This is a genomic window from Micromonospora sp. IBHARD004 (assembly GCF_052814115.1).
The window spans coordinates 2360447-2384302 of the sequence record NZ_CP199934.1; the positions used below are offsets into that span (position 1 = coordinate 2360447).

The window sequence follows — 23856 nt, forward strand, 5'->3', positions numbered from 1 at the left end:
CCCCGCACCCTAGTGCAGAAGTCCGTCCGTACGAGTGGTGAAGTCGCAGCCGGGTGGATAGCGTCGTGACATGGCTGCCAAGGTGCTCGCGATCGTCCTGGCCGGCGGGGAGGGCAAGCGCCTGATGCCCCTGACCACCGACCGGGCGAAGCCGGCCGTCCCGTTCGGCGGGATGTACCGCATGGTCGACTTCGTCCTCTCCAACCTGGCCAACGCCGGCTTTCTGAAGATCGTCGTGCTGACCCAGTACAAGTCCCACTCGCTGGACCGGCATGTCACCCAGACCTGGCGGATGTCGACGATGCTGGGCAACTACGTCACCCCGGTGCCGGCGCAGCAGCGCCGCGGCCCGTGGTGGTTCGCCGGCTCGGCCGACGCCATCTACCAGAGCTTCAACCTGATCAACGACGAGCAGCCGGACCACGTGATCGTCTTCGGCGCCGACCACATCTACCGGATGGACCCGCGGCAGATGGTGGAGGACCACATCGCCTCCGGCGCCGGGGTGACGGTCGCCGGCATCCGCCAGCCGCTGTCGATGGCCGACCAGTTCGGCGTGATCGAGGTCGGCGAGGACGGCCGGCGGATCCGGGCGTTCCGCGAGAAGCCCACCGACGCCGTCGGGCTGCCCGACGCGCCGGACCAGATCTACGCCTCGATGGGCAACTACGTCTTCAGCACCGGCGCGCTCTGCGAGGCCGTCGAGCGCGACGCGGAGGACAAGACCAGCAAGCACGACATGGGCGGCAGCATCATCCCGATGCTGGTCGAGCGGGGCGAGGCCAACGTCTACGACTTCAAGGACAACGAGGTCCCGGGCAGCACCGACCGGGACCGCGGCTACTGGCGCGACGTGGGGACCCTCGACTCCTTCTACGACGCCCACATGGACCTGATCAATGTCCACCCGGTGTTCAACCTCTACAACTTCGACTGGCCGATCTACAGCAACCAGCCGCCGTACCCGCCGGCGAAGTTCGTCCACCAGTGGGGCGAGCGGGTCGGCCGGGCGGTCGGCTCGATGGTCTCGCCCGGCGCGGTGGTCTCCGGCTCGCTGGTCGAGAACTCGATCGTCTCGCCCAAGGTGAAGGTGCACTCCTGGGCGCACGTGGACGGCGCGGTCCTCATGGAGGGTGTGGAGATCGGCCGGCACGCGGTGGTCCGCCGGGCCATCCTGGACAAGAACGTGTACGTCCCCGAGGGCGCCGAGATCGGCGTCGACCTGGAGAAGGACCGCCAGCGCTACACCGTCTCCGACAACGGCATCGTCGTCATCGGCAAGGGCCAGCGCGTCGAGCCCTGAGCCCCGCCCCGTCCCCGCAGCACGCAGCAACCCGTCAGGAGGTCCCCGCAGTGGCCCATCCTCGTGCCGGCCAGCCCGCCGAGCCCGCCGACCTGGTCGACGTGCCCCGGCTGGTGACCGCCTACTACGCCGAGCACCCGGATCCGGCGGACCCGGCGCAGCAGGTCTCCTTCGGCACCTCGGGGCACCGCGGGTCCAGCCTGAAGAACGCCTTCAACGAGGACCACATCCTCGCGGTCACCCAGGCGCTCTGCGACTACCGGCGTGACCAGGGCCTGGACGGGCCGCTCTTCCTGGCCCGGGACACCCACGCGCTCTCCACCCCGGCCGAGGCCAGCGCGCTGGAGGTGCTCGCCGCCAACGACGTCACCGTGCTGGTGGACAGCCGGGACGGCTACACCCCGACCCCGGCCGCGTCGCACGCGATCCTCACCCACAACCGGGGCCGCACCAGCGGGCTCGCCGACGGCATCGTGATCACCCCGTCGCACAACCCGCCCGACGACGGCGGGTTCAAGTACAACCCGACCAACGGCGGCCCCGCCGACACCGACGTCACGAAGTGGATCCAGGACCGGGCCAACGCGATCCTCGCCGCCGGTCTCAAGGAGGTGAAGCGGATCCCGTACGCCCGGGCGCGCGCCGCCGCCACCACCGGGACGTACGACTTCCTCGCCCACTACGTCGACGACCTGCCCGCCGCGATCGACATCGACGCCATCCGGGACGCGGGGGTCCGCATCGGCGCCGACCCGCTCGGCGGGGCCAGCGTCGCCTACTGGGGGGAGATCGCCGAGCGGCACCGCCTGGACCTCACGGTGATCAACCCGCTGGTCGATCCGACCTGGCGGTTCATGACCCTGGACGGCGACGGCAAGATCCGGATGGACTGCTCGTCGCCGAACGCGATGGCCTCGCTGATCGCCGCCCGCGGGACCTACCAGGTCTCCACCGGCAACGACGCCGACGCCGACCGGCACGGCATCGTCACCCCGGACGGCGGCCTGATGAATCCCAACCACTACCTCGCGGTGGCGATCGGGCACCTGTTCCGGACCCGGTCGGCCTGGGGCCCGGCGGCGGCGGTCGGCAAGACCCTGGTCTCCTCCTCCATGATCGACCGGGTGGCCGCCGACCTGGGCCGGCCGCTGCTGGAGGTGCCGGTCGGCTTCAAGTGGTTCGTGCCCGGGCTGCTCGACGGCGCGGTCGGCTTCGGCGGCGAGGAGAGCGCCGGCGCGTCCTTCCTGCGCCCCGACGGAGGCACCTGGACCACCGACAAGGACGGCATCCTGCTCTGCCTGCTCGCCTCGGAGATCATCGCGACCACCGGGAAGACGCCCAGCCAGCACTACGCCGAGCTGACCGAGCGCTTCGGCGCCCCCGCGTACGCCCGGATCGACGCCCCGGCGACCCGCGAGCAGAAGGCGGTGCTCGGCAAGCTCTCCCCGGAGCAGGTCACCGCCACCGAACTGGCCGGCGAGCCGATCACCGCCACGCTCACCACGGCCCCGGGCAACGGCGCGCCGATCGGCGGGCTGAAGGTGACCACCGAGTCCGGCTGGTTCGCCGCCCGCCCGTCCGGCACCGAGGACGTCTACAAGATTTACGCCGAGTCGTTCCGCGGGGCCGACCACCTCGCCCAGATCCAGGAGGAGGCGAAGGCACTGGTGGACGGGGTGCTGGCCAAGGCCTGAGCAGACCCGCCGCCCGTCCACCCCGGGTGGGCGGGCGGCTCCGGTCAGCAGGGCGGCGGCAGCTCCCGCTCGTGGCGCTGCCGCCGTATTTCGTCGGGAAGCAGCTCGCGGAGCTGGTCGGGCAGGAACGGCAGGTCGAGCAGGCTCAACTTGAGCTGGTTGCGCTCCTGGTGACGGAGCGGGTCGAAGCGGACCACCCGGCCGGCGTCCCGGCGGTAGCTGATGTCCACCCACCCCTCGGTCGCCGCGTCCTTGAAAATCACCCCGTCCATCTCGACGGCGACCGCCGCCGAGTTCGGCTCCAGCTCCAGCCGGATGCGCTCCTGCGGCGAGAGCACCACCGACCGGGAGATGCCCGCCATCGGCGCCGACGGGGTCACCACCACCGCGTCCGCCGCCGGGGAGACCAGCGGACCGCCCGCGGCGTAGCTGTACGCCGTCGAGCCGGTCGGCGTGCTCACCACCAGGGCGTCACAGCGGTAGTAGCCGTACCGCTGGCCGTCCACGGCGAGGGTGGCGGTGACGAAGCCGGAGCCGGGCTGGCGGACCATCGCGATGTCGTTGAACGCCACCACGTCGTCGCCGCACACGTCGCAGGCCAGGCAGGCGTGCGACTCGACGGTGAAGTCGTGCGCGCTGATCCGGTCCAGCGCCGCCGGCAGGTCCGGCGGCTCGACCTCGATCAGGAAACCCAGCCGCCCCAGGTGCACCCCGAGCACGGGCTTCGGATCCCGTACCGCCAAGCGCAGTGCGCCGAGCATAGTGCCGTCCCCGCCGATGCTGATCAGGGCGTCCGCGCGGACGGCCACCTCGCCGGCGGGGACCGGCTCGACGGTGCGCGGCACCCGGTGCGCGTCCTCCGCGCGCACCATCAGCGTCTTGCGGTGGCGCGACGCCCACCGTTCGATGATCTCGACCACCTCGGAGACGTCCCGGGTGGGGTGCAGTACCAGACCCAGCCCCGCCACCCGTACAGCTCACCACATCGGCGTCGGACGCGCCGGACGTACCGGAAGGTGCGCCGGCGGTGGCTCCCGCCGGCGCACCTCCGCGGACCGCTACCGGCGCGGTGCGCCGGTCAGGTGGGTCAGCGACCGGGCGACCAGGTCGTCCCGGGCCGCCGGGGCCAGCCCCTCCAGGCCGAAGCCGAGGTAGACGCTGTCGTCGGTGACCACCGCCGAGCCCTCCTCGAACGCCTGCTGGCTGCGCGCCCAGTCGTTCGGCGCGCCGGCGGATCCGGCCGGCGGGCCGGCGACCGTCCAGCCGCCCAGGTCGGCCGTCTCGAACGAGGTCTCCGAGACCACCGCCCCGTCGGCGATCACCCGGGCGTCGTCGAGGAACACCCCGAGACCCTGGGTGCCCCAGTCGGAGACGTACGAGATCGAGACCTCGACCTTCTTGCCCGCGTACGCCGACAGGTCGACGGCGAACTCCTGCCACCCGCCGGACGCCCCGGTGGCCGCGTTCCAGGTGCCGGTGCTGCCCGTCGGGGAGCAGTCGGTGCCCTGGTAGTGACCGAGGAACGGGTGCAGCTGCGCCACCCAGCCGGACTGGCAGCTCTCCCCGGTCGTCGTGCCGGTGTGCCCGTTGAGGTCGGGCAGCGTGGTCCAGGAGTCGCTGCCCACCTCGTGCGCCTCGACGATCAGGTAGTCCCAGTCCTGCTCGATGTCGTACGAGGTGAAGAAGCGCAGCTGGCCGGTGGCGGCCCCGGTCAGGTCGACGGTCCGGGTGAGCCGCTTGTACGACTCGTCGGCGCGGCCGCTGTACAGGTACCAGTCACCGGTCCGAGGGTCGAACGGCGCCGCCCCCGGCCGCGCCCAGTCCACCGTCGCGGAGCTGGCGAACTGCGGGAACTGCTCCGGCGGCAGGAAGCTCGACGTGGTGAGGAACGACGCCGTGTGCTCGTGATTCTGCGCCGAGCCCGCCTCGTTCAGCTGGCCGGAGAAACCGACGAACGGACCGTCGGATCCGCGCAGGGGGTACGGGTCGCCGTTCGGGTCGGTGCCGCCGTCGCTGACGTAGTTGTACGCCCCGAGGTAGTACTGCTGGAAGTCGTTGAGCACCGGCAGGCAGGTCACGTCGTCCGGGTCGGTGCACTCCGGCGGGGCGTCCGGCCGGTAGACGTAGCTGCCGTTGGCGCCCTGGGCGAAGAGCGCGTACTTGCCGCTGACCAGCACCTTGCCGCCCTCGTTGAGGTAGTCGCGGACGGCCAGCTCGGTGGTGAGCGCGGCCTCGGCGGTGGTACCGCCGACCTGGCCGGGCGAGCGGAGGATGATGTCGTCCCCGGTCTCCCAGACCACCGCCCGGTAGTGCGACAGCACGCCGAGCGGGTGCGGCGCCTTGCGACCCATCGCGTCGAAGTCGTACACGTCGGCGTGGTGGCCGGCGGCCTCGACGGAGGCGGCGATCTGGCCGGCGTATTTGGCGGTGGTGGCGTTCTGCGTCGGGCTCAGCCCGGTCACGTCCTCCGCCGCGAGCACCAGCACGTCACCGCTGATGTCGGTGTGCACCCGGTAGGTGAAGTGCTCGCTGGCCACCGGGCCCGTGCGCGGCTTGACCCCGGTGAACCAGACCTCCACCCGGTCGCCCGGCTTCGTGCCGGTCACCGTGCCGCGCAGCTCGGCGTAGTAGTCGTCGTTCGTGTCGCCGTACCGCTCACCGCCCTGCCACTCGCGGACCTTGACGCTCTTCGGCCGGCCGCCGTTGACCACGTAGTGCATCCGGACGTCCTTGAGCGCCCGCCGGGCGGTCGTGGCGACCTGCTGGGTCCGCCCGTACGAGGTGTCGAAGGCGTCCACGTCGAAGTCCGGGGTGCTCCGCCCGACCACCGAGACCGGGTCGTCCGGGTCGGCCGCCGACTTCGCCACCGCGAGGGCGAACGGCAGGTTCTTCGCCACCTCCGCCGAGATCAGCTTCTCGTCGTCGGGGAAGATGAAGCCGCTGACGCAGTCCTCCGGCCGCCACTGGTCGTCCGGGTCGGACGCGGCGGCGGTCTGACAGGTGGACATCTCGGGGGTGAAGCCGAGGGTGCCGTACCGGACCTGGGCGTGCGAGTCGGTGTCGCCGTTGGTGGTGTACAGCTCGGCCGAGATGTCCGGGTCGTAGCCGGGCACCGCCGGGTGGGCGTCGTCGCCGGCCATCGCCTGGTAGATGAGGTCGTCCGGGGTCGGCGTGCTCACCTGCCAGCCCACGCCGTAGAGCAGCAGCTGCGCGGCCGAGTGGTAGTTGACGAAGAACTCGAAGTCGACCCGCTTGAAGAGCCGGTCCAGGGCCTTGGTCTCCGGCTCCGAGTTGGGACCGGCGCCGCGGTAGGTGTCGCTGTTCGGCTCGGGCGAGGAGCCCTCGTCGTCGTACCCCCACTTGTAGCTGAAGTTGCGGTTCAGGTCGACGCCGTCGGCGCTGGTGATTTGGCCGTCGCCGTCGTTGTCCCGCAGGTTCTTGCGCCACAGCCGGTTGTCCGGGGTGAAGGTGTGGTCGTAGCCGTCGGGGTTGGCCACCGGCAGGAACCACAGCTCGGTGGTGTTCACCAGCCGGGTGATCTCCGCGTCGGTGCCGTAGTTGTCCAGCACGTGGTGCAGCAGCCGACGGGTCATCTCCGGGGTGATCCACTCTCGGGCGTGCTGGGTGCTGGCGTAGAGCACCGCGGGACGCTTGCCGTCCGCGACCGTCCGGGCGTTCTTGGTGACCTTGACGGCCAGGATCGGCTGCCCCTGCACCGTACGGCCGAGGGTCTCCACCTTGGCCAGCCCGGGGAACCGGGCGGCGGTGGCGGTGATCTCGTCCCGGATGCCGCCGGGCTCGCTGTACGAGCGGAACGCCTGCCAGCCGGCGGCGGCCTGCTCGCGCAGCGCCTGCGAGGCGTCCTTGCCGTGCACCTTCTTGACGCTCAGCGGAACGCCCTGGCCGGTGAGCCGGGCCGCCTCCCGCCGGGTGAGCACGGTCTCGATCGTCGTGCTGCCGTTCGCGCCGGCGGACCGGTGGTCCTCGTCGAGGTCGACCCCGGCGGCCCGCAGCCGGTCGAGCTGCTCGGCGTTGACCGTGCCGACGTACACCTCCAAGCTGTCGCGGCCGCCCGGGTCGGACGGTGGCCGCGCGCTCGCCGGTGCGGTCAGCGCCATCGCGCCGACCAGAGTGAACACGCCGGCGATTGCCAGCCGTGTGCGCCTCATTGCGCCTCCTTCGGTGGAAGGACCTGTAGGCGCGAGCCTTTCGTCGCAGAGCAGGTATGTCAATGGCTCGATCGGTCCAGCCCTGCGGCTTCCGCGGCATCGCCCGGACCAGCTGTCACGCCCGCGGCACCCTACCGGCCAGCGCCGACGGGTGCGGTCACCGGCGCCTCAACTGTGGATGCCAGCGGGTGATCGACCTCGGCGTCGACGGGATCATCACCGACAACCCGGATCTGCTGGTCAGCGTCGCGATCCGCAACGGTCTGCGCTGACAGCAATCCAACCCGGCCGCCGCGCCGCCGCTCATTGCGGCGGCGGGGCGGGGGTGTCGGCCGACCGGCTCTTGGGCACCAGCGCGGCCGAAAGTAGCTGGCCCGGCTGGTCACAGAGCTCGGCCAACCGTGCGATCAGCTTTTTCGGTTCTTCGGCGGGGTCGAGGGAATTGACCTCGATGGGGTCGAGCGCGGGCACGGTGACGTGCGAGATCAGTGGATGCAGCGGCCGGACGTCGGCCTCGCCGGCGCCGAAGAGCTCCTCGTGGAGTTTCTCCCCGGGCCGCAGCCCGGTGTAGACGATCTGGGAGGGGCCGGGAGCCTGGGCCGCGAGTTGCCGGGCAACATCGTCGATGCGAACGGGCTTGCCCATGTCGAGTACGAGCGCCTCGCCGTCCCGGCCGATCGCGGCGGCCTGGAGCACCAGGTGCACCGCCTCCTGGATGGTCATCAAGTAGCGGGTCACCTCGGGGTGGGTGACCGTGATCGGCAGCCCGGCCTCGATCTGCGCCCGGAACGCGGTGACTACGGACCCGCGGCTGCCCAGCACGTTGCCGAAGCGGACGCTGAGGAAGGTCCCGGGGAAGTTGGCCGCGGCGTACGCGGTGAGCCGCTCGGTGATCCGCTTGGAATAGCCGAGCACGCTGATCGGGTGCGCCGCCTTGTCGGTGGAGATGTTGACGAACTTCGCCACTCCCCGGCACGCCTCCAGGACCGCCAGGGTGCCCCAAACGTTGGTCTGCACGGCCTCGCCGGGGTGCTGTTGCAGGAGCGGCAGGTGCTTGAGCGCGGCGGCGTGGAAGACGATGTCCGGCCGGCGTTCGGCCATGATCCGGGCGAGCCGGTCGGTGTCGCGGACGTCGGCGAGGATCAGGTCGGAGCTGTCCAGCAGCGCCCGGCCGGAGAGCGACATCTGGAGGCTGTGCAGCGCGGACTCGTCCCGGTCGAGCATCATCAGCTCGCCGGGGTTGGCGCGGGCGATCTGTCGGCAGAGTTCGGAGCCGATCGAGCCGCCGGCACCGGTCACCAGCACCCGGCGACCGGTGAGTCCGGTGTCGGCGCTCTTGAGGTTTGCCACCACGTGCCGGCGTCCGAGCAGGTCATTGATGTCCACATCGCGTACGTCCGCGACGCTGATCCGGTGATCGACCAGTTCCCGCATGGGCGGGAGCACCTTGAAGGCGGCGCCTGCCGCCAGGGTGGCGTTCCGGATCTTGCGGATCACCTCGGCGTCGGCGTTGGCGACCGAGAAGATCACCGTTGCCGCCCCCGTCTGGGCGACCGCGGTGCCGATGTCGTGCCGCCCACCGAGCATCGGGACGCCATCGATGCGCATATCCCGCTTGTCTGAGTCGTCGTCGAGCAGCCCGACCGGCAGGTAGCGGCCGCGAGGATCGCTCAACATGGCCCGCAGCAGCGCCTGGCCCGCCTCGCCAAGGCCGAAGAGCAGGACAGGCGTGGCCGAGTGGGCCGCCGGTCGCAGCGCCCGGTCCCGCCGGTGGCGGTACGCCGCCCGGGCGCAGAGCATGGCTAACAGCGCCACGGCCGCACCAACCGGCGGCGTGCTGGCGGGTACCGGCCGGTCCGGTAGCGCCAGGACGGTGAGGAGCATGACTGCCGCAACGGCGCCGACCGTGACCGCGAGGGTCCAGAGTTCCTGCAGGCTGCCTAGCGGGTGCCGTCCCCAGTACCGGCGGCGCAGTTGCGAGGCGACGGCGTACAGGGCCGCGGCGACCACACCGGCGCCGAGTACCGCCGTCGCCCGGCCGGCCGTGACGTCGAACTCGTAGCGGGTCCAGGCCGCGATGGCGAAGCCGCCGATCCAGGCGGTGGAGTCGATCGCGACGATTGCCGGGGTCCGGTCCCAGCGCCTCCTTTTGGTGTCGCGGTTCGCCCGGGTACGGGTTGCTGCGGCTGAGGCCAGCTGCATCTGCGCTCCTGTGAGTTCTCGTGGCTGCGTTCGCCCCGGCGGTCCGACCCGGGGGCTTTACGAGCCGCGGGACCCGGCCGAAGTTGGGTAATACATACCTATCCGCTCTGACCGGGCAAAAGCCGGCTTTTGCGCTTTCTTGGTCGAAAGGTCCCGCCAACGAGGCGGGCCGTGACGGTGGCTCCCGCGGTGCGAGCCCGAACAGGCATACGGGAATCTTGTGCAGGTTCGGGTCCGCCCGGCGGCGGACGGTGGGCCCGCTTGTGGATCTCGCTGTATCGCACGGCCTGACGCGCTGCGGTGGTAGGCGTCTCTGAGCGACTCTCCGATATGGAAGAACTCCGCGGCCGGCCGGTCGCGTGACCGTTGGCCGTGACAACTTCGCTGGGCAGCTTGGTCATGGCGCCTCGGCCTGTCGTTAGCGGACGACGGGGGCCCGGCAGGTGGGCCCGGATGCGGTGGCGGCTAAACGGTCGACGAACCGCCATGTCGGCAGTGACGTGTGGACTCGGGCGTGACCGCGGGCAACCTTGTTCGTTGAATAGGGCACAAACCGGATCTAACGGTCAAAGGTCGGCGGTCTTGCCGGCGCCCGGCCGCTCTCATCAGGTGGGGCGGGGCGAGACGAAGAGGAGTGCCAGCGTTGACCGGTCGCCAGACTGAACAGCTGCCGGCGGTGTCGGAGGGCGCCGAGGCCCGGGCACCAGTGCGTGCGCGTTCCGCAGAGTCTGCATGGCTGAGGGCGGCCACGGCGGAGCCCTCAGCCAGCCGTGTCGAAGCGGGGGTATCGACGCCGGATCCAGAAGGCAAGGGCCAAGGCGTGACGGTCACCGTGGTCCTCGCCGCTTTGCTGTCTCTGGTTGCGGTAGTGGCCTTTGTCGGCATCTTGGTACGGCCGGAGACCCCGTATCCGGCGGCTGCCATCAGTGCCGTGGTGTACTTCGTGATCTTGCTTGTCGTCCCGGCCGCCCGTCCGGTGACCCCCTTGCTGGCGCCTCGGAACGTCTGCCTGGCGGTGTGGTTCCTGGTGATGGTCGCGCTTCCCGCGATTATCAACGTTGTTCCGCCATCGGCGAACACTCTGCCCTACATCCCGCCGCACCGCACAATCAACGGCGCGATCCTGCTCAACACGTTGGCATACGTGGCGTTCTTCGTCGGAGCCAGCTGCGTTTTGTCCAGGGCCGGCGATGGCTCGTCCGGCACGCCGGTCGGTCGGCCGATCCGCCAGCGACGTCACCCGCAGCGGAGCCTCAAGGGACTGATCACAGGCTTCGCTGCTGTCGGAATTATCGGTGTCGTCGCACGAGTGGGCACGGTCGGTCAGGCGCTCGCGTATTTCCAGGGCAGGATCGACGGCAAGCAGCTCGAGAACGTCAGCGCTCTCCGGGGGCTGGTGGCAGCGATCGGACCGCCCTTCCTGTCGTTCGCGTTCGTGCTGCTGATCGAACAGTTGAGGAGATCCGGGTCTCTGACCCTGTCAAAAATCGCCCTTCCTCTGGTTGGAGTCATTGCCCCTGTAAGCCTCTATAGCTACAACCGGACGGCGGTCGTGGTACCCGTGATCGCCATCTTTGCCGCCTACGGGCTCCTGGCGCTGACGTCGCGAAAGGCGCTTACCATTTTGGTTCTGGTCGGCCTGCTCGTCTTCGCTTATAAAATGGGCGATACCCGGCGCGAGATCCTTGCCACCGAAGGGGGGCGATACAGCCTTGCCGAGGTCGGCCTCGAAGACGAACCTGCCACGTCTCTCCTCGAAACCATTCAGGTCTACGGTCAGAGCCCCCAGTTCCCGGCGTTCGCGCTCGAGTCAACTCTGCCGCAACATTATCCTGGGCAGTCGTTGGTATCGTCGGCACTTTCGCCTATTCCCGCGCTCGGCCGTCCTTACCGGGACTCCAGTGGTGATGCGATGTACAACCGCGCCATCTATGGCACTTCCGACAACAACGACCAGATCCTTCCGCTCGCGGTGGAAGCCTGGTGGAGCCTCGGACCGCCAGGCGTGCTACTCATCTTTGGCATATTCGGCGCCCTGCTTGAGGTGGTACAGAGGCGGTTTTCGAGAAGAACTTCATTCGCGGGTGCTTACGGCCTGGCGGTCATCGGCGTTTGGCTGAGCTTCACCCCGATCGTGTCCATGCTCGTCATATCTCAGCTTTTCATCTATTTCAGTTTGCCACTGTTGACCTTCAAGCTCTTGGCGGGAGGCGCACGAGTTGGCCGTTCGACGTGGCGACGGCGGGGTGGTGCTGATTTCTGATATGGCCTGGTCGGGGCACTTCGGCGGGGGAGGTTTATGCCAATACGCCTTCCTCATCCCTTTAATTCGCTACGCTCGAGTTAGACCGGAAAGCCCTAGGCATGTCTTCCGGCCAATGGAGACGTCGGCTTCCCTCGCCATGAGGGTCAGGCAGTGGATAGAGGAGAGGCTGTGCGTCTTGCTGTCGCGGGCCGTCGGGCGAGGGTTCGGGACTTGCTGAGGGCTGGCAGCCTCGGAAGGGCGTCGGTCCTCACCGCGGTCGCATCCGGTGGCTCCGGAGCAGTGGGGTTGTTGACAGCGCTCGCGGCAGCGGCCGTGCTCGGCTCCGAGCAGTACGGGGTGTTCGCCTTCCTGACCGTGACCGTGAGCACGGTCAATTCATTAGCCGTCCCGGGGCTCGCACCGCTGGTCAATCAGGGCGTAGCGGCCGCCGACGACTCGCGACGGGCTGGAATGGTCACGTCAGCGGGGCTCTCCCTCGCCGCCGTTCAGCTGTGCATCTGTTGCACCGGTTTCCTGTTGCTGGTCGAAGTAGCCAAGTTCGACTGGTTGGGTCGGGGAAAGGAGTTGCTGCAGGGGACCGGGAGCGCGGTCGTGGTGTTCTGGGCCCTGGCAACCGGCCTCTGGATCGTGATCTCGGCGGTGTTCGCGGGTCACAAGCGGTTCGCTACCCTGGCCAAGTTGACCCTCACCAGGGCGGTGGTCGTCGCATGCGCGACGGTCGCGGCCGGGGCGATGTACGGATCAGCGACAGTTTCGGCCGCTGCGGCAGGGGCCGTCGAGATGATGATGGCGGCAGCCGCCTTGGCCATCGTCCCCAAAGAGCGCTGGTGGATCCTTGGCGAGTGGCGCCAGCTTGCGACCCAGGCCACGAGTCTGGCCCGGCGGGCGGTTCCGGCCGGTGCGGCCGTGCTGGCGATCAACGGGGCAGCCTGGATCCTTCAAAGTCTTCTGCTGGCCAGAGCAGACGGACTCGCCGAGAATGGCGGATTCGCACTGGCCAGTCGACTGAGCCTGATGGTGAGCCTACTTCCGACTGCGGTCGCCACCGCCTCGCTCCCTTACCTGGCCAGCCCGAGCGACCCATTGCGGAGGCGAACCATGACAATCCGGATCTTCAAGACCGGGATGAGCATGGCATTGGCGGCCTCGCTTTCGGTTGTCCTGGCGGCGAGATATCTGCCAGCACTGGTGGGCCCGACCTTCGAACAGTTCGGCTCGGTTATCGTGATCATGGCGTTGGCCGGCGTCGCTGTCTCTGCCAACAACCTGCTCGGCAGTGTGGCGGTCGGCCTGGGCAGAATCCGTGCCTGGGTGATCAGTGATGTCGTTCTGGCGGCCGTGCTGTGCATCCTCGCGGTTCTCCTGACTCCCCGGTACGGCGCGAATGGAGCGGCGATCGCAACCGGCTGCGCCTATGCGCTCTCGGCCGCCTTGCTTGGCGTCCTCCTGCTCCCCGGTGTCCTGCAGGGAAATTCGCCGGAACGCGATGGTGGTTCGTCAGCCGCCCCCGTTCCGGGCCGTCCACCCGCCAATTCAGAAAATCTCCATGTCTGAGGCGATCCCAGGGGAGAAGATGGAATTCGGCGAGATGACGTGCTGTGATTCGTCGCGCTGCTCGTCCGCCTCAGCGAACCGTGCCCGCTGACGGCGGTCGCGATTTTCTCTCTGGATTCGGCGCCGCGACTTTCGCGGGCCAGGGACTGGCGACATGCTACTCACACCGGTCGCGGTTTCCACCGCCCGCGTAAAAGGAGGCCAATATATGAAGGTGCTGGTGGCTGGCGGCGTTTTCCGCCACTCGGCGGAGGAACTGGCCAAAAGGGAGCCCGCCCCGGAAGTCGTACTGGTCGATGGCCTGCGGAGGCGCGGCATAGAGGTGCGCGCCTGTCGACTTGAGGACCGTGGGACAGTGGCGCTGGCACGCGAGAGCGACATCGTCCACGTACACCATTTGTCGAAGGCGGCCGTCCTCGCGGCTCTCTCGCCCCTCGCGCGCCCGTTCGTCTTCACGGCGCACCGTTTCGCGCCGCCGCCGACCCCGCTGCAGCGGAGGGCCCAGCGTATGGTCATGTCCCGGGCAACGGCGGTCGTCTGCCTGAGCCAGGTGGAGGCGGAGCAGACAACAAGCCGCTATCGCCTCCCCCGGTCGCGTGTGGAAGTGATTCCGAACGGGATAGGCATGTCCAGTGCCGTCTGTCGACCGCGTCGGTTGGCCCCCGACGGCCAGATCATCCTTCTGTTCGTTGGCCAGCTCATCGCGATGAAGCAGATCCATCGGGTCATCGAGGCTTTGCCTGACCTGCCCCGGCAGGTCGTCCTCCGGCTCGTCTACCACAACGACGAGCTGGAGTGCCGGCTGCGGGAGCGGGCCCGCGCCCTGGGGCTGCTCGATCGGGTCACCTTCGTCGGCCAACGCAGTGGGCCGGAACTGGTGGAGGAGTACCGGCGGGCCCATCTGCTCGTTCTGCCGTCCGAGCTCGGGTACGAATGCCTGCCCAGTGTCGTCACCGAGGGCCTGCTGACCGGTCTGCCAGTGGTGGCCAGCGAGGTTGGGGGCGTACCGGACCAGGTGCGCGACGCAGGCGTGCTTGTCAGTCCGTCCAGTTCGGTCAGTCTCGCGCCGGCGATCACGACCGTGCTGCAGGCGTACGAAAACTTCGCCAACCGGGCGCTCGCGCGTGCCCGAACCGCCGCCAACGACTACTCGGTCGATCACATGATCGCCCGGCATCTGGATCTCTACCAGCGCCTCATGCAAAAGGGGGAAATGTGAGGATCGTACACATCGGCACGTCGGACGTGCCGGTCCTGCACCGCTTCGGGGGCGCGCTCCAGCGCAGGATCATGGAAATGGCACGGCTTCAGGCCGCCGCCGGTCATGAGGTCGTCGTGCTCACTCCGGGTGAGCATTCCGGCGTGCTGGATGTGGACGGGGTCCAGGTCAGAAGCCTTCCGCTGCGTAGCCATCGGCCCTTACGCGACTACGAAATGTTGATCGGCGCGAGGCGGTGGCTGAACGGGGTGCCCCGTTATGACGTGTTGCACGCACATGGATCGCCCGTAGCGGCAACCGCACTGGGAGCCAGGTTCGCCGCGACCGTGCAGTCGGTCGATTTCTTCCGGTACCGCGGTACCTCGAACGGGGCGGTGCACCGTTACTATCGCGCGCGGCTTGACGACTTCGACCTGATCCTGGCGGCGTCCGAATTTTGCGCCCGTCACTTCGTCGGCTTCTATCCGAATCTTGGTGACAGGACCCGGGTCCTTTACAACGGAGTGAACACGCTTCAGTTCCGCAACGACCCGGAGGCGGCCCGCCGAGCGCGCTCGGCGCTGAACCTGCCGTCCGGGCCGCTCGTGGTGTATCTCGGCCGGGTCTGCGAGCAGAAGGGGTCGGACCTGCTGGCACCGTTGGCCGCGGCCCTCCGGCGGACGCTACCGCAGGTGACCGTCGTCGCGGCCGGACCGCCCGAGCGCTTCGCGCGCAACGGCCCGTCCGAGCTGACGAAGGTCCTCACCGGAGCAGGAGTGCGTTGCCTCGGGGCGGTGGACGAGAAGCTCGTCGCCGGACTTCTGTCCGCGGCTGACGTCTGCGTACTCCCGACCCGACGGGATGAGATGTTCGGGATGGCGGCGCTGGAGGCTGCCGCCTGCGGGACGCCGGTGGTGGCGGCAGACCTCGGCGGGATTCCAGAGGCCGTGGGGCCATGTGGCCTTCTGTTTCCACAGGGCGACGACCGTGGCTTCATCGAGGCGGTGACCCGCCTACTCCAGGATCCGGAACTCGCGGGGACCCTGCGCGCACGAGCGCCGCAGCACGTTGCGCGGTTCGAGTGGTCGTCGATAGTCAACGAAGCCACGAACTACTACGAGAAGGTCCTTCCGTGAGCGAGTTGGTCAGTGTTCTCATGCCCATTGCGCCACGGTCCGCCTGGCTTGGCCAAGCTGTTTCAAGCCTGATCGCCCAGACTCACCAGGACTGGCTCCTGGTCGCGGTTCTCGATGGTGAGTGCGACCAGAATCGTGCCGTCCTGCAGCAGCCCCAGCTGTCCGGCAGGATACGCGTCAAGGTGGTGCCACCCGGATCGGGCGTCGCGAGGGCGCTCAACACCGGCTTGGAGGCGAGTTCCACCGAACTTGTTGCGCGGTTCGACTCGGATGACATCTGTGAACCGGAGCGACTTCGTACACAGATTGCGGAAATGCGCGCGCGGCCCGAACTGGTGGTGCTCGGCTCCAGCGCCGCCGTGATCGACGAGCGCGGCAGGAAGATAGGCATGCTGTCCGTCCCGGTCGGCCCCGAGCGGGTACGGCGGCAGCTGCTGTGGCGGAACGCCGTCATTCACCCGTCCGCCGTCCTGCGGCGGGAGCAGGTCCTGCGGGCCGGTGGCTACGACCCGACCTTCGTCCGGGCACAGGACTACGAGTTGTGGCTTCGCATGTCCCGCCGCGGTCTGCTGGACAACCTGGCGTCGCCGCTCCTCCGGTACCGGAGACATTCCCAACAGCACAGCAGACCCATCACGGAGCCGGCTGAGACCATGCAACTCCGGCTGGCCCGTCGCCGGGCGGCCGGATCCCATCCCGGACGTGTCGCGCTTTCGGACGCCCGGCACTTCGCGTGGTTGACCGTGCAGCACGTGAAGGCGTGGCAGCGTGGCTAGGTCGGGGTCGGCGTCCGTGCTCTTTCTGGCACCTCTGGGTGCGACCCTGGAAGGCTTCGTGGCGCCGGTGTCCCGCGCGCTCCGGCCATACGGGCTGCGACCGGTGGCCGTTGCCGGCCGTGGAAGCGTACCGCCGTCGCTGCACCGGAGCTTCGACGCAGTGCACGAGGTCGCGCCATTCCGGCGGGCAGGCCTCAGGAACCTCGCCCGAGCGGGACGAGACCTCGCACGGATTGTGCGCGAGGAGCGGGTGGATCTGCTGCACCTGCACACCCCGTACGCGGTCGCAGTCGGGCGTGTCGTCGCCCAGGTCACGAGGACTCCACACGTGGCGGTGGTGCACGGGACGCTCTTCGGTGCTCCCGGCAGGGCCGGTCAGCTCTTCTCGGTCATCGAGACGGTCTCGGCCCGGCTCACCCCCACCTACGTCACCCTCAACCCAGACGACCAGGAGATCTACCGCCGACTCGCTCCGCGCAGCAGGGTGCACTATGCGCCGTGCGGGGGAGCGGGTGTTGACGCGGAACGCCTGCGCGCCTCCGGGCCCGGCGAGCCGGTGGGGGAACGGCGGCCGCCACGGGTCGTCGTCATGGGTCGGCTGACGCCGGACAAAAACTTCGACTTGGCCGTCAGCGCCTGGCGGGTGGCGCGGCGATCCTTACCGGACCTCGAACTGCGGATCGTCGGCTCGACCAGCATCGGTGAGCCCGCGTGGGTGCCGCCGGATGAGCCCGGCATCAGCGCGGTCGGGTGGACACCGGAACCGGGTGTCGAACTCGCTGCTGCCGATGTCGTACTGTCGACCAGCCCCCGTGAAGGGTTCGGGCTGACCGTGGCCGAGGCGTTGGTAATGGGAAAGCCGGTGGTGGCGGTCGACAATCGGGGGACGCGCGGGATCGCCGAAAAGGTCGCGGAAGGACTGATTCTCGTCCCGCCACGAGCTGCCTCCATCTCCTCGGCACTGCTCTCACAGCTACGGGCACGCACCGTACGAATCGGGCCGGGGGTGCTGGAGTCCTGGCGACAGGAGAACGTGGTCGCCTTTCACGCTTCGGTGATCCTCGACGCCCTCGCGAGATCAACTGGCGGTGGCCGCAGGGAAGGGCGAGGCGGAGCGGTCGCCGCGCCGGCGGAAACGGTGGCGGCTGGGGTAGGTCAGCCTGAAGCGCCGCCCGCCGCCCGCTAGTGTGATCAGGCCGGGGGCGCGCCGCCACGGTCGGCGTTCGTCAGCGACACTGAGTCGGCGGTGCCGAGGAACTCGGGGGCGGTCGCGTAACCGTCCGCTGTGATGCCCTCGCCGCGGAGGACCACGACCACCGTCTCCAGCAGGATGCGCAGATCAAGGCGGAGACAGCGCGCATCGACGTAATGCACATCGTAGCTGAACTTCTTCTCCCAGCTCAGCGCGTTGCGCCCGCGTACCTGGGCCAGTCCGGTTATGCCGGGCCGTACCTCATGGCGGCGTGCCTGCTCCGGCGTGTACCGCTCGAGATATGACACCATGAGCGGGCGCGGCCCTACCAGGCTCATGTCGCCGCGCAGAACATTCCAGAGGGTCGGCAGTTCGTCCAGACTGCTCGAGCGCAGCCACCTGCCGAAACGGGTCAGCCGCTCGCCGTCGCTGACCCGACCTGGACCGATCGGATGCATCGTCCGGAACTTCCGAAGCTCGAACAACCTGCCGCCGAGACCTGGCCTCGTCTGCCGGAAGAGCACGGGGCGGCCCATCATCAGGGCAACCGCGACGCCTACGCCCAGCAGGACCGGTGACAGGACCAGCAGAGCGAGGCCGGCGAACAGCGCGTCGAGTCCCCGTTTGACGCGGTCGTAGGGCTGACGGTGCGCAGGCATGGAAACATCGGATTTCCGTGCGCCCGCATCCGCCCGGTCAGAGCCGCTCAGCCTCGTACTGTTCACTCTTGCTCCTATCTGGGAGAAACACTCGGCTGTCGGTCCGGGGACGTCGTGATCGGGTGGGACACGGATGTCCGTTCGTGCCGCGACGGATACCGTTGGCGCAGCTTGCGCACGACCGTCGCCGCCTGTCGCATGTCACTGCCGTTCCACCGGAGGTCGGTGTGCGGGTGGAGCATCCGGCGGCAGAAGTCCAACTGGTGCGGTGGTGTGCCCTCCGGGCGATGTCCCAGAGCACAGCCGGGTAGACGTTCCTGGCGATCAGTCCGTGGCGGACGACTCGCGTCGTTCGGGCGGGTCGAACTCCAGCACCACCTCGAAGGTGCGGGTGTGGACCACTACGCCGGGCACGGTCCCGCAGCCACGAAGCGAGCTCCGCGGCGGCGATCCGGCGCCGGCGCAGGTCCTGAGCGGGGAGGACGTGCAGGGCCTGCCGGGAGTGGTCGGAGATGCCGCTCACCGCGGCCGAGTGGAACCCCGCATCACCCGCGGCGTAGAGCGGGAGATATTCCTCCTTCCGCAGCGGCGCGCCGTCCAGATAGGCCGTTTTCAGGCACATCGCGGAGAGGCCCCGGCTGACCGTGGCGAGGTGACCCTCGGTCGGCGGCACGGCGGGCGGCAGCGGGCGGCCGTTGCCCGACCAGAGCATTCCACCGTCGGGCAACGGCAGGGTCTTGTACAGCGAGGCGAAGACGTAGTCGGCCCGTGACCGGTCGAGCCAGGGTGCGACCTGGTCGTGCGTCACGTCGATGATCAAGGCCGCCGGAGTTGACGGCAGTAGGGGCGGCTCGCCGAAGTACGAAACGGTGATCACCGCGTCTGCCGGCCCAGCTTCGGGCCGCGGGTCGGGCCCCATCGGTCCGGTATCGTATCGGCACACGGGAAGCAGATCGACGATCACTTTGCACCACTGCGGGGCAGTAGTAGGCCGGAACGTGTACCGCCTCCCACCCGCAATCCCGCCGGCCGAACTCGATGAGGGCCCTCAGTGCCTGCCGCCCCGACCCGAAGTGCCGGGCCTGCTCAGGTGGTTCAACTCGACCGAGGCCGCGCGGCAGCATCAGCGGGAACGCGGACCCGACCTCCCAGCGGTCGCCCTTTCTCATTTGGCCAGCCCAGAGGTTGCCGGGACGTCCTGCGTGCTGTCGGCTATCAACGGGCTGAGCAGCAGCACTGCGGAGGCCAGCACCACATTCATGGATTTCTCCTTCCGTGCGGCCGGAACCACACCGCTCTCCTTTTCGGAGCGGTAGCCGGGCGAAATGGGACCACCGGAATGCCGTCCGCGATGCTCCGGCGACCCAGTCACCTGCGGCGCAATGTCGGAGGGGAAAGTCGTCGCAAGTGGCCGATGGGTGGCAGCGGTGGTCAGCCCCAGATCGGCCTGGTGTGTCCGCCGACGGGGCTACTGCGATACTATCCGCCCAATCCGGGCAATGTTCCTAATATCCGCAAAACGGGCAACTCGGCAAGCATCTGAGGTGTCGCTGAGGCGCGCCCTCGACATCGGCCTGCTCGGACCGAGGGAGCGAGTCGTGGGCCCAATCCCGGCCATGGCCGAGCTGGGGGTGGGTCAGGCCGGTACGGGCGGCAGGTCCTGGCGGTATCCGGGGAAGAAACCGGGATCCGGCTGCCAGCCGGCGAGCCGGCGCCGCCCCTCCGCCTGGTGCGCGTCGACCAGTTGCGCGTACGTCCCTTGGTCGAAGATTCTCGTGCCGGCCGAGTAGGGGACCAGGCCGTGGGGGGCGAAGGCCCGCTTGTAGCGGAAGATGCCGTCGTCGGGTTCATAGCCGCCGCCGAGTACGACATGCGTCTTCCCGTGCTCCTGCCCCCACCGGAAGATCTCGAACGTCAGCAGGTAATTCGGGCGCAGGTCGAAGGCGGACCGGTCAGTGCCACCCACGAAGCAGTACAGCCTGTCGGCTGAGGCGAGGACGAGTCCAGTGGAGATGACGCGCTCGTCATGCAGGGCGTGGAAGAAGACGAACTGTCCGGCTAGCTCCTGGATGATCGTCTGGAAGAACTCCCGGGGGAAGTAGTAGCCCTCGCTGGCGTGGCGGCGGTCCATTGTGCCGTAGTAGATCTCGAGGAAGTCGTCCAGGCGGGTCCCGGTCTCGTCGACCTCGATCTGGACACCCAGCCGCCTGGCCTTGTTGATGTTCTTGCGGATCTGGTGGTCGAACTCCCGCCACATGCGCTCCAGGGGCGGCCGCAGGTCCTGCACTACGTTGAGCTTCTGTCTGGTCTGGCCCGGGTACGGTAGGCGCCGGTCCTCGAACAGGCAGAGGCGGGTGAATTCCGACACCACGTTGCGGGTCCGGCAGAAGTCGTCGAACGCCGACCAGAACTCCTTGGCGTCCACCTCACCAGCACCGCTGTGGAACGCTCCGCCATAGCCGTACGGACTGGTGATGTCGAAAACCCGCCGGCCGGGGCTGACCAGATGCGGCGCGGTGACCGGCCGGAGCACGAACGGGTACAGGATGAACCCGGACGGCGTCTCGGCGTACGCCGCGAGCGGCTCGTCCTGCTCGCCGGCGAGGAGGCGTACGTAGGAGGGGTGGGCGAACACCTCCCGGGCGGCCCACGCCTGGTGCGCAGCCAGCCATCGGGTCGCATCCGCGATCCTCCGGGCGTTCCAGATCTCGAAGTTCATCTCACCGTCCCATCCCCCCGGGGCATCGGCCCTCGAGGAACTGTTCGATCGAATTGAGGACCCGGACAACCTGGCTCTCGGTCATCGCGGTGCCGCTGGGCAGGGTGAGGCCGTTCTCGAAGAGCCGCTGCGCGGCGCCGGTGAGCAGCGCGCGCGCACCGGCGAAAACAGGCTGAAGATGCATCGGCTTCCAGACCGGCCGGGTCTCGATGGCGTACGCGCCGAGGTGGGCGGCGAGGTCCGCTGCCCGCCAGCCGGCGGCTGCCGGATCGACGGCGATAGTGGTGAGCCAGCAGTTGGCACCTACGTCATCGTCGGCGAGCAGGCGTACGCCAGGAACCGCGGCGAAGAGTTTCGCGTACCGCTCCCGCAGCTGGCGCCGTCGGGCCACGACCTCGTCCAGCCGGCGCAGCTGTGCCCGACCGAGTGCGGCGAGCACGTTGCTCAACCGGTAGTTGTAGCCCACCTCGGTGTGTTCGTAGTGGGACACCGGCTGGCGGGCCTGGGTCGACAGGTAGCGGCAGCGGGCGATCAGGTCGGCGTCGTCCGAGAGAAGCATCCCACCGCCGGACGTTGTGATGATCTTGTTGCCGTTGAACGAGAGCACCCCGGCCCGGCCGAACGACCCGGCGGCCCGGCCGTGCCGGGTCGCCCCGAGCGCCTCCGCGGCATCCTCCACGACCGGTACCTCGGCCTCGGCGCAGAGCGGCAGGACCCGGGAGTAGTCGGCGCAGGCCCCGAACATGTCCACCGGCATCACGGCGGCGAGCCTGCGGCCCCGGGCGCGCAGGTTGCGCAGCAGTTCATCCAGCAACGCCGGATCGAGGTTGCCGGTGGCGGGCTCGCAGTCGACGAAGACCGGTTCGGCTCCGGTGTAGACCACGGCGTTGGCCGTCGCGACGAACGTCAGGGTGGGGACCACGACGACGTCCCCGGGCCGTACGTCGAGGGCGAGCAGGGCCAGGTGCAGGCCGGCGGTGCCCGAGGCCAGCGCCACGGCGTGCGCGCAGCCGACCCGCTGGGCGACCTCTCGTTCGAACGCCTCCAGGTGCGGTCCCGCCGGTGCGACCCATCCGGATCGGAGCGCGTCCAGGACGTAGGACTCCTCGAGTGGGCCGACATCGGGAGGCGACAGGAGGACCGGATCGGTCACGGGACAGACTCCTTGGTGGATGCGAACGCCGGTCGCCCGCGCAACCGGCGGGTATAGGCATCGAGGGCATCCGGCGCTCAGTGTGCGGTTCGGGCATACGCGTCCGACCCGCTCGAATGTTCTTTCGAGGCTAACGAGGAGAATGTCCCCCCGTGGCCGTATTGCCATCTTTCGGGGATAAGTGATGCAACCCTCGGCGCGGCAATCGTCCACTGTGGCGCAGGCTGGAGGGTGGCCGAGTCGGTCTTCGATTCCCAGGAAACTGCCCCGTAGAGTGGGCCGACCACGATGTCGCCGAATGGCGGATGGGGGAGGCATGCTGCACCTGAGGATCATCGCTCCCGCCGACCAGACGGCGGCGGTGGCCGACCTGCTGGCCGCGGATCCCGGGGTCACTCACCTGGCCGTGCTCAACGGAGCCGGCCGCCAGCCCGCGGGCGACCTGATCCTCTGCGACGTCGTGCGGGAGAGTGCGGACGGCGTGTTGCACGGACTCCGGCAGTTGGGGGTCGAGGCCCGCGGTGGGATCGCCGCCGACGATGTGGAGTTGACCCTGTCGACCGCCGCCGACCGGGCCGCCCGGGACGCTCCGGGCAGCGGCGCCGACGCGCTGGTCTGGGACGAGATCGCCGCCAAGACCGGTGAGCAGACCGAACTGTCCGGGACCTACCTGGTCCTGATCGTCGTCGCCACCATGATCGCCGGGATCGGCGTGCTCCTCGACCAGCCCATCCTCATCGTCGGTGCGATGGTGGTCGGCCCCGAGTTCGGTCCGCTCGCCGCACTCTGCGTCGCGCTGCTGCGGCGCAAGGCGAAAATCATCCTGCGGTCGGTGCAGGCCCTCGTGGTCGGGTTCCTGGTCGCCATGGTCGCCACGGTGCTGAGCACCTGGGCGCTCACCGCCGCCGGTCTCGTCAGTCGGGAGATGCTGCTCGCCGAGCGGCCCCTGACCGACTTCATCTGGCGGCCCGACGCGCTCTCCTGGGTGGTCGGCCTGCTGGCCGGGGTCGCCGGGATGCTCTCGCTCACCTCGAAGAAGTCCGGGTCACTCGTCGGGGTGCTGATCTCGGTCACCACCGTGCCCGCGGCCGCGAACGTCGCCGTCGCCGCCGCGTACGGGGTCTGGCACGAGGCCGCCGGGTCGGCGCTCCAGTTGGTCATCAACCTCTGCGCGATCGTCCTCGCAGGCCTGGTGACTCTGGCAGTGCAGCAGCTGTGGTGGTGGAACGTGGCTCGCCGCACCACCGGGCCGATCACTCCCAGGCGTCCCCGGCGTCCAGCCGACGATCGAGCAGCGGCCGCAGGGCAACGGACTCGCCGTCCCGACCGCCCGCTCCGATGACCAACGGCGGCGGTTGGGGTTGCGGGTTGGCGCCGAACAGCCGGGCCCGCAGGCTGGCCGGGACGGTCAGCAGGTAGAACCGTCCGTCGGCGTCGACCGCCCGGGACCGGGCCCGGTCGATGTACCACCCGGTGAGCCGGGTCCGGTAACCACCGGGGCCGTCGTATGGCTTGACGGCCGGCGGCACGGCGCGCAGACCGCGCCGGGTCGCTTCGGCCGCGAACCGGGCGACGAGTTCCGCGGCCTCGGCCTGTTCGGCCGCGCGGCGCCGCTCCTCGGCCGCCGCGCGTGCCCGCACCGCCCGCTGCCGCTGCTCGTGCCATGTCGGGCCGTTGTCCTCCACGTCTGGACGGTACGCGATGCGCTGTCGCTCGCCCCTCCCGGAAGCCCGTACGGGTATACATCGGTTCGACTACCCGCATCGCTTTTAGCGGGTAATGTCCGTATTCATGATGGAGCAGGTGCATCCTGGCGAGATAGGTCAGTCGTCCCG

Annotated in this window: 17 protein-coding genes; 10 read left to right on the forward strand and 7 right to left on the reverse strand. The window is 69.1% G+C overall.

The window, feature by feature from the left end:
- Positions 1-70: 70 nt before the first annotated feature.
- Together glgC and pgm are read left to right on the forward strand one after the other, a co-directional pair.
- Positions 71-1303, forward strand: coding sequence for a glucose-1-phosphate adenylyltransferase (gene glgC / locus ACTWO6_RS11480; protein ID WP_446219614.1), 1233 nt, complete (start codon positions 71-73; stop codon positions 1301-1303).
- Between the two features lie 50 nt (positions 1304-1353).
- Positions 1354-2997 (forward strand): phosphoglucomutase (alpha-D-glucose-1,6-bisphosphate-dependent), encoded by a 1644-nt coding sequence (gene pgm / locus ACTWO6_RS11485; protein WP_446219615.1) that lies wholly within the window; start codon positions 1354-1356, stop codon positions 2995-2997.
- A gap of 44 nt (positions 2998-3041) precedes the next feature.
- Here the strand turns inward: pgm and ACTWO6_RS11490 are convergent, their stop codons facing one another.
- Together ACTWO6_RS11490 and ACTWO6_RS11495 are read right to left on the reverse strand one after the other, a co-directional pair.
- A complete protein-coding gene (locus tag ACTWO6_RS11490; RefSeq protein WP_446219616.1) occupies positions 3042-3965 on the reverse strand; it encodes an NAD(+)/NADH kinase in 924 nt (307 codons plus the stop codon).
- Positions 3966-4055: 90 nt separating this feature from the next.
- Positions 4056-7166, reverse strand: a complete 3111-nt coding sequence (locus tag ACTWO6_RS11495; RefSeq protein ID WP_446219617.1) for a M14 family zinc carboxypeptidase — start codon at positions 7164-7166, stop codon at positions 4056-4058.
- A 62-nt stretch (positions 7167-7228) separates the two neighbouring features.
- Here ACTWO6_RS11495 and ACTWO6_RS11500 point away from each other — a divergent pair, with 62 nt between their 5' ends.
- Positions 7229-7438: a hypothetical protein gene (locus tag ACTWO6_RS11500; protein WP_446219618.1), complete on the forward strand. Its 210-nt coding sequence runs from the start codon at positions 7229-7231 to the stop codon at positions 7436-7438.
- Between the two features lie 31 nt (positions 7439-7469).
- On the opposite strand, the gene ACTWO6_RS11505 is transcribed toward ACTWO6_RS11500, so the two are convergent.
- A complete protein-coding gene (locus ACTWO6_RS11505) occupies positions 7470-9368 on the reverse strand; it encodes a polysaccharide biosynthesis protein (RefSeq protein WP_446219619.1) in 1899 nt (632 codons plus the stop codon).
- 643 nt (positions 9369-10011) lie between these two features.
- Between ACTWO6_RS11505 and ACTWO6_RS11510 the strand changes: the two genes are divergently transcribed.
- The 6 genes from ACTWO6_RS11510 (at position 10012) to ACTWO6_RS11535 (ending at position 17484) form a co-directional block, all read left to right on the forward strand.
- Positions 10012-11631: an O-antigen polymerase gene (locus ACTWO6_RS11510; RefSeq protein WP_446219620.1), complete on the forward strand. Its 1620-nt coding sequence runs from the start codon at positions 10012-10014 to the stop codon at positions 11629-11631.
- A gap of 288 nt (positions 11632-11919) precedes the next feature.
- Positions 11920-13188: a lipopolysaccharide biosynthesis protein gene (locus ACTWO6_RS11515; protein ID WP_446219621.1), complete on the forward strand. Its 1269-nt coding sequence runs from the start codon at positions 11920-11922 to the stop codon at positions 13186-13188.
- 208 nt (positions 13189-13396) lie between these two features.
- Positions 13397-14407 (forward strand): glycosyltransferase family 4 protein, encoded by a 1011-nt coding sequence (locus tag ACTWO6_RS11520; RefSeq protein WP_446219622.1) that lies wholly within the window; start codon positions 13397-13399, stop codon positions 14405-14407.
- Positions 14404-15522 carry a glycosyltransferase family 4 protein gene (locus ACTWO6_RS11525; RefSeq protein WP_446219623.1) on the forward strand — a complete coding sequence of 373 codons (1119 nt, stop codon included), beginning with the start codon at positions 14404-14406 and terminating at the stop codon, positions 15520-15522. The genes ACTWO6_RS11520 and ACTWO6_RS11525 overlap by 4 nt, the downstream gene beginning before the upstream one ends.
- Positions 15519-16298: a glycosyltransferase gene (locus ACTWO6_RS11530; RefSeq protein ID WP_446219624.1), complete on the forward strand. Its 780-nt coding sequence runs from the start codon at positions 15519-15521 to the stop codon at positions 16296-16298. The genes ACTWO6_RS11525 and ACTWO6_RS11530 overlap by 4 nt, the downstream gene beginning before the upstream one ends.
- 16 nt (positions 16299-16314) lie before the next feature.
- Positions 16315-17484: a glycosyltransferase gene (locus ACTWO6_RS11535; RefSeq protein WP_446219625.1), complete on the forward strand. Its 1170-nt coding sequence runs from the start codon at positions 16315-16317 to the stop codon at positions 17482-17484.
- Positions 17485-17489: 5 nt separating this feature from the next.
- Here the strand turns inward: ACTWO6_RS11535 and ACTWO6_RS11540 are convergent, their stop codons facing one another.
- The 3 genes from ACTWO6_RS11540 to ACTWO6_RS11550 all read right to left on the reverse strand — a co-directional run bounded on the left by ACTWO6_RS11540 (position 17490) and on the right by ACTWO6_RS11550 (position 22021).
- Positions 17490-18215: a sugar transferase gene (locus tag ACTWO6_RS11540; protein WP_446219626.1), complete on the reverse strand. Its 726-nt coding sequence runs from the start codon at positions 18213-18215 to the stop codon at positions 17490-17492.
- 1570 nt (positions 18216-19785) lie between these two features.
- Complete coding sequence (locus ACTWO6_RS11545) at positions 19786-20868, reverse strand: GNAT family N-acetyltransferase (RefSeq protein ID WP_446219627.1); 1083 nt, start codon at positions 20866-20868, stop codon at positions 19786-19788.
- A 1-nt stretch (position 20869) separates the two neighbouring features.
- The gene (locus ACTWO6_RS11550; protein WP_446219628.1) at positions 20870-22021 is read right to left on the reverse strand and encodes a DegT/DnrJ/EryC1/StrS family aminotransferase; all 1152 of its coding nucleotides are present in this window, start codon (positions 22019-22021) and stop codon (positions 20870-20872) included.
- A 316-nt stretch (positions 22022-22337) separates the two neighbouring features.
- Here ACTWO6_RS11550 and ACTWO6_RS11555 point away from each other — a divergent pair, with 316 nt between their 5' ends.
- A complete protein-coding gene (locus tag ACTWO6_RS11555; RefSeq protein WP_446220629.1) occupies positions 22338-23363 on the forward strand; it encodes a DUF389 domain-containing protein in 1026 nt (341 codons plus the stop codon).
- Here ACTWO6_RS11555 and ACTWO6_RS11560 read toward each other — a convergent pair.
- On the reverse strand, positions 23275-23706 hold the full coding sequence (locus ACTWO6_RS11560; protein WP_446219629.1) for a hypothetical protein: 432 nt from the start codon (positions 23704-23706) through the stop codon (positions 23275-23277). The two genes, ACTWO6_RS11555 and ACTWO6_RS11560, sit on opposite strands and share 89 nt — an antisense overlap.
- Positions 23707-23856 lie beyond the last annotated feature (150 nt).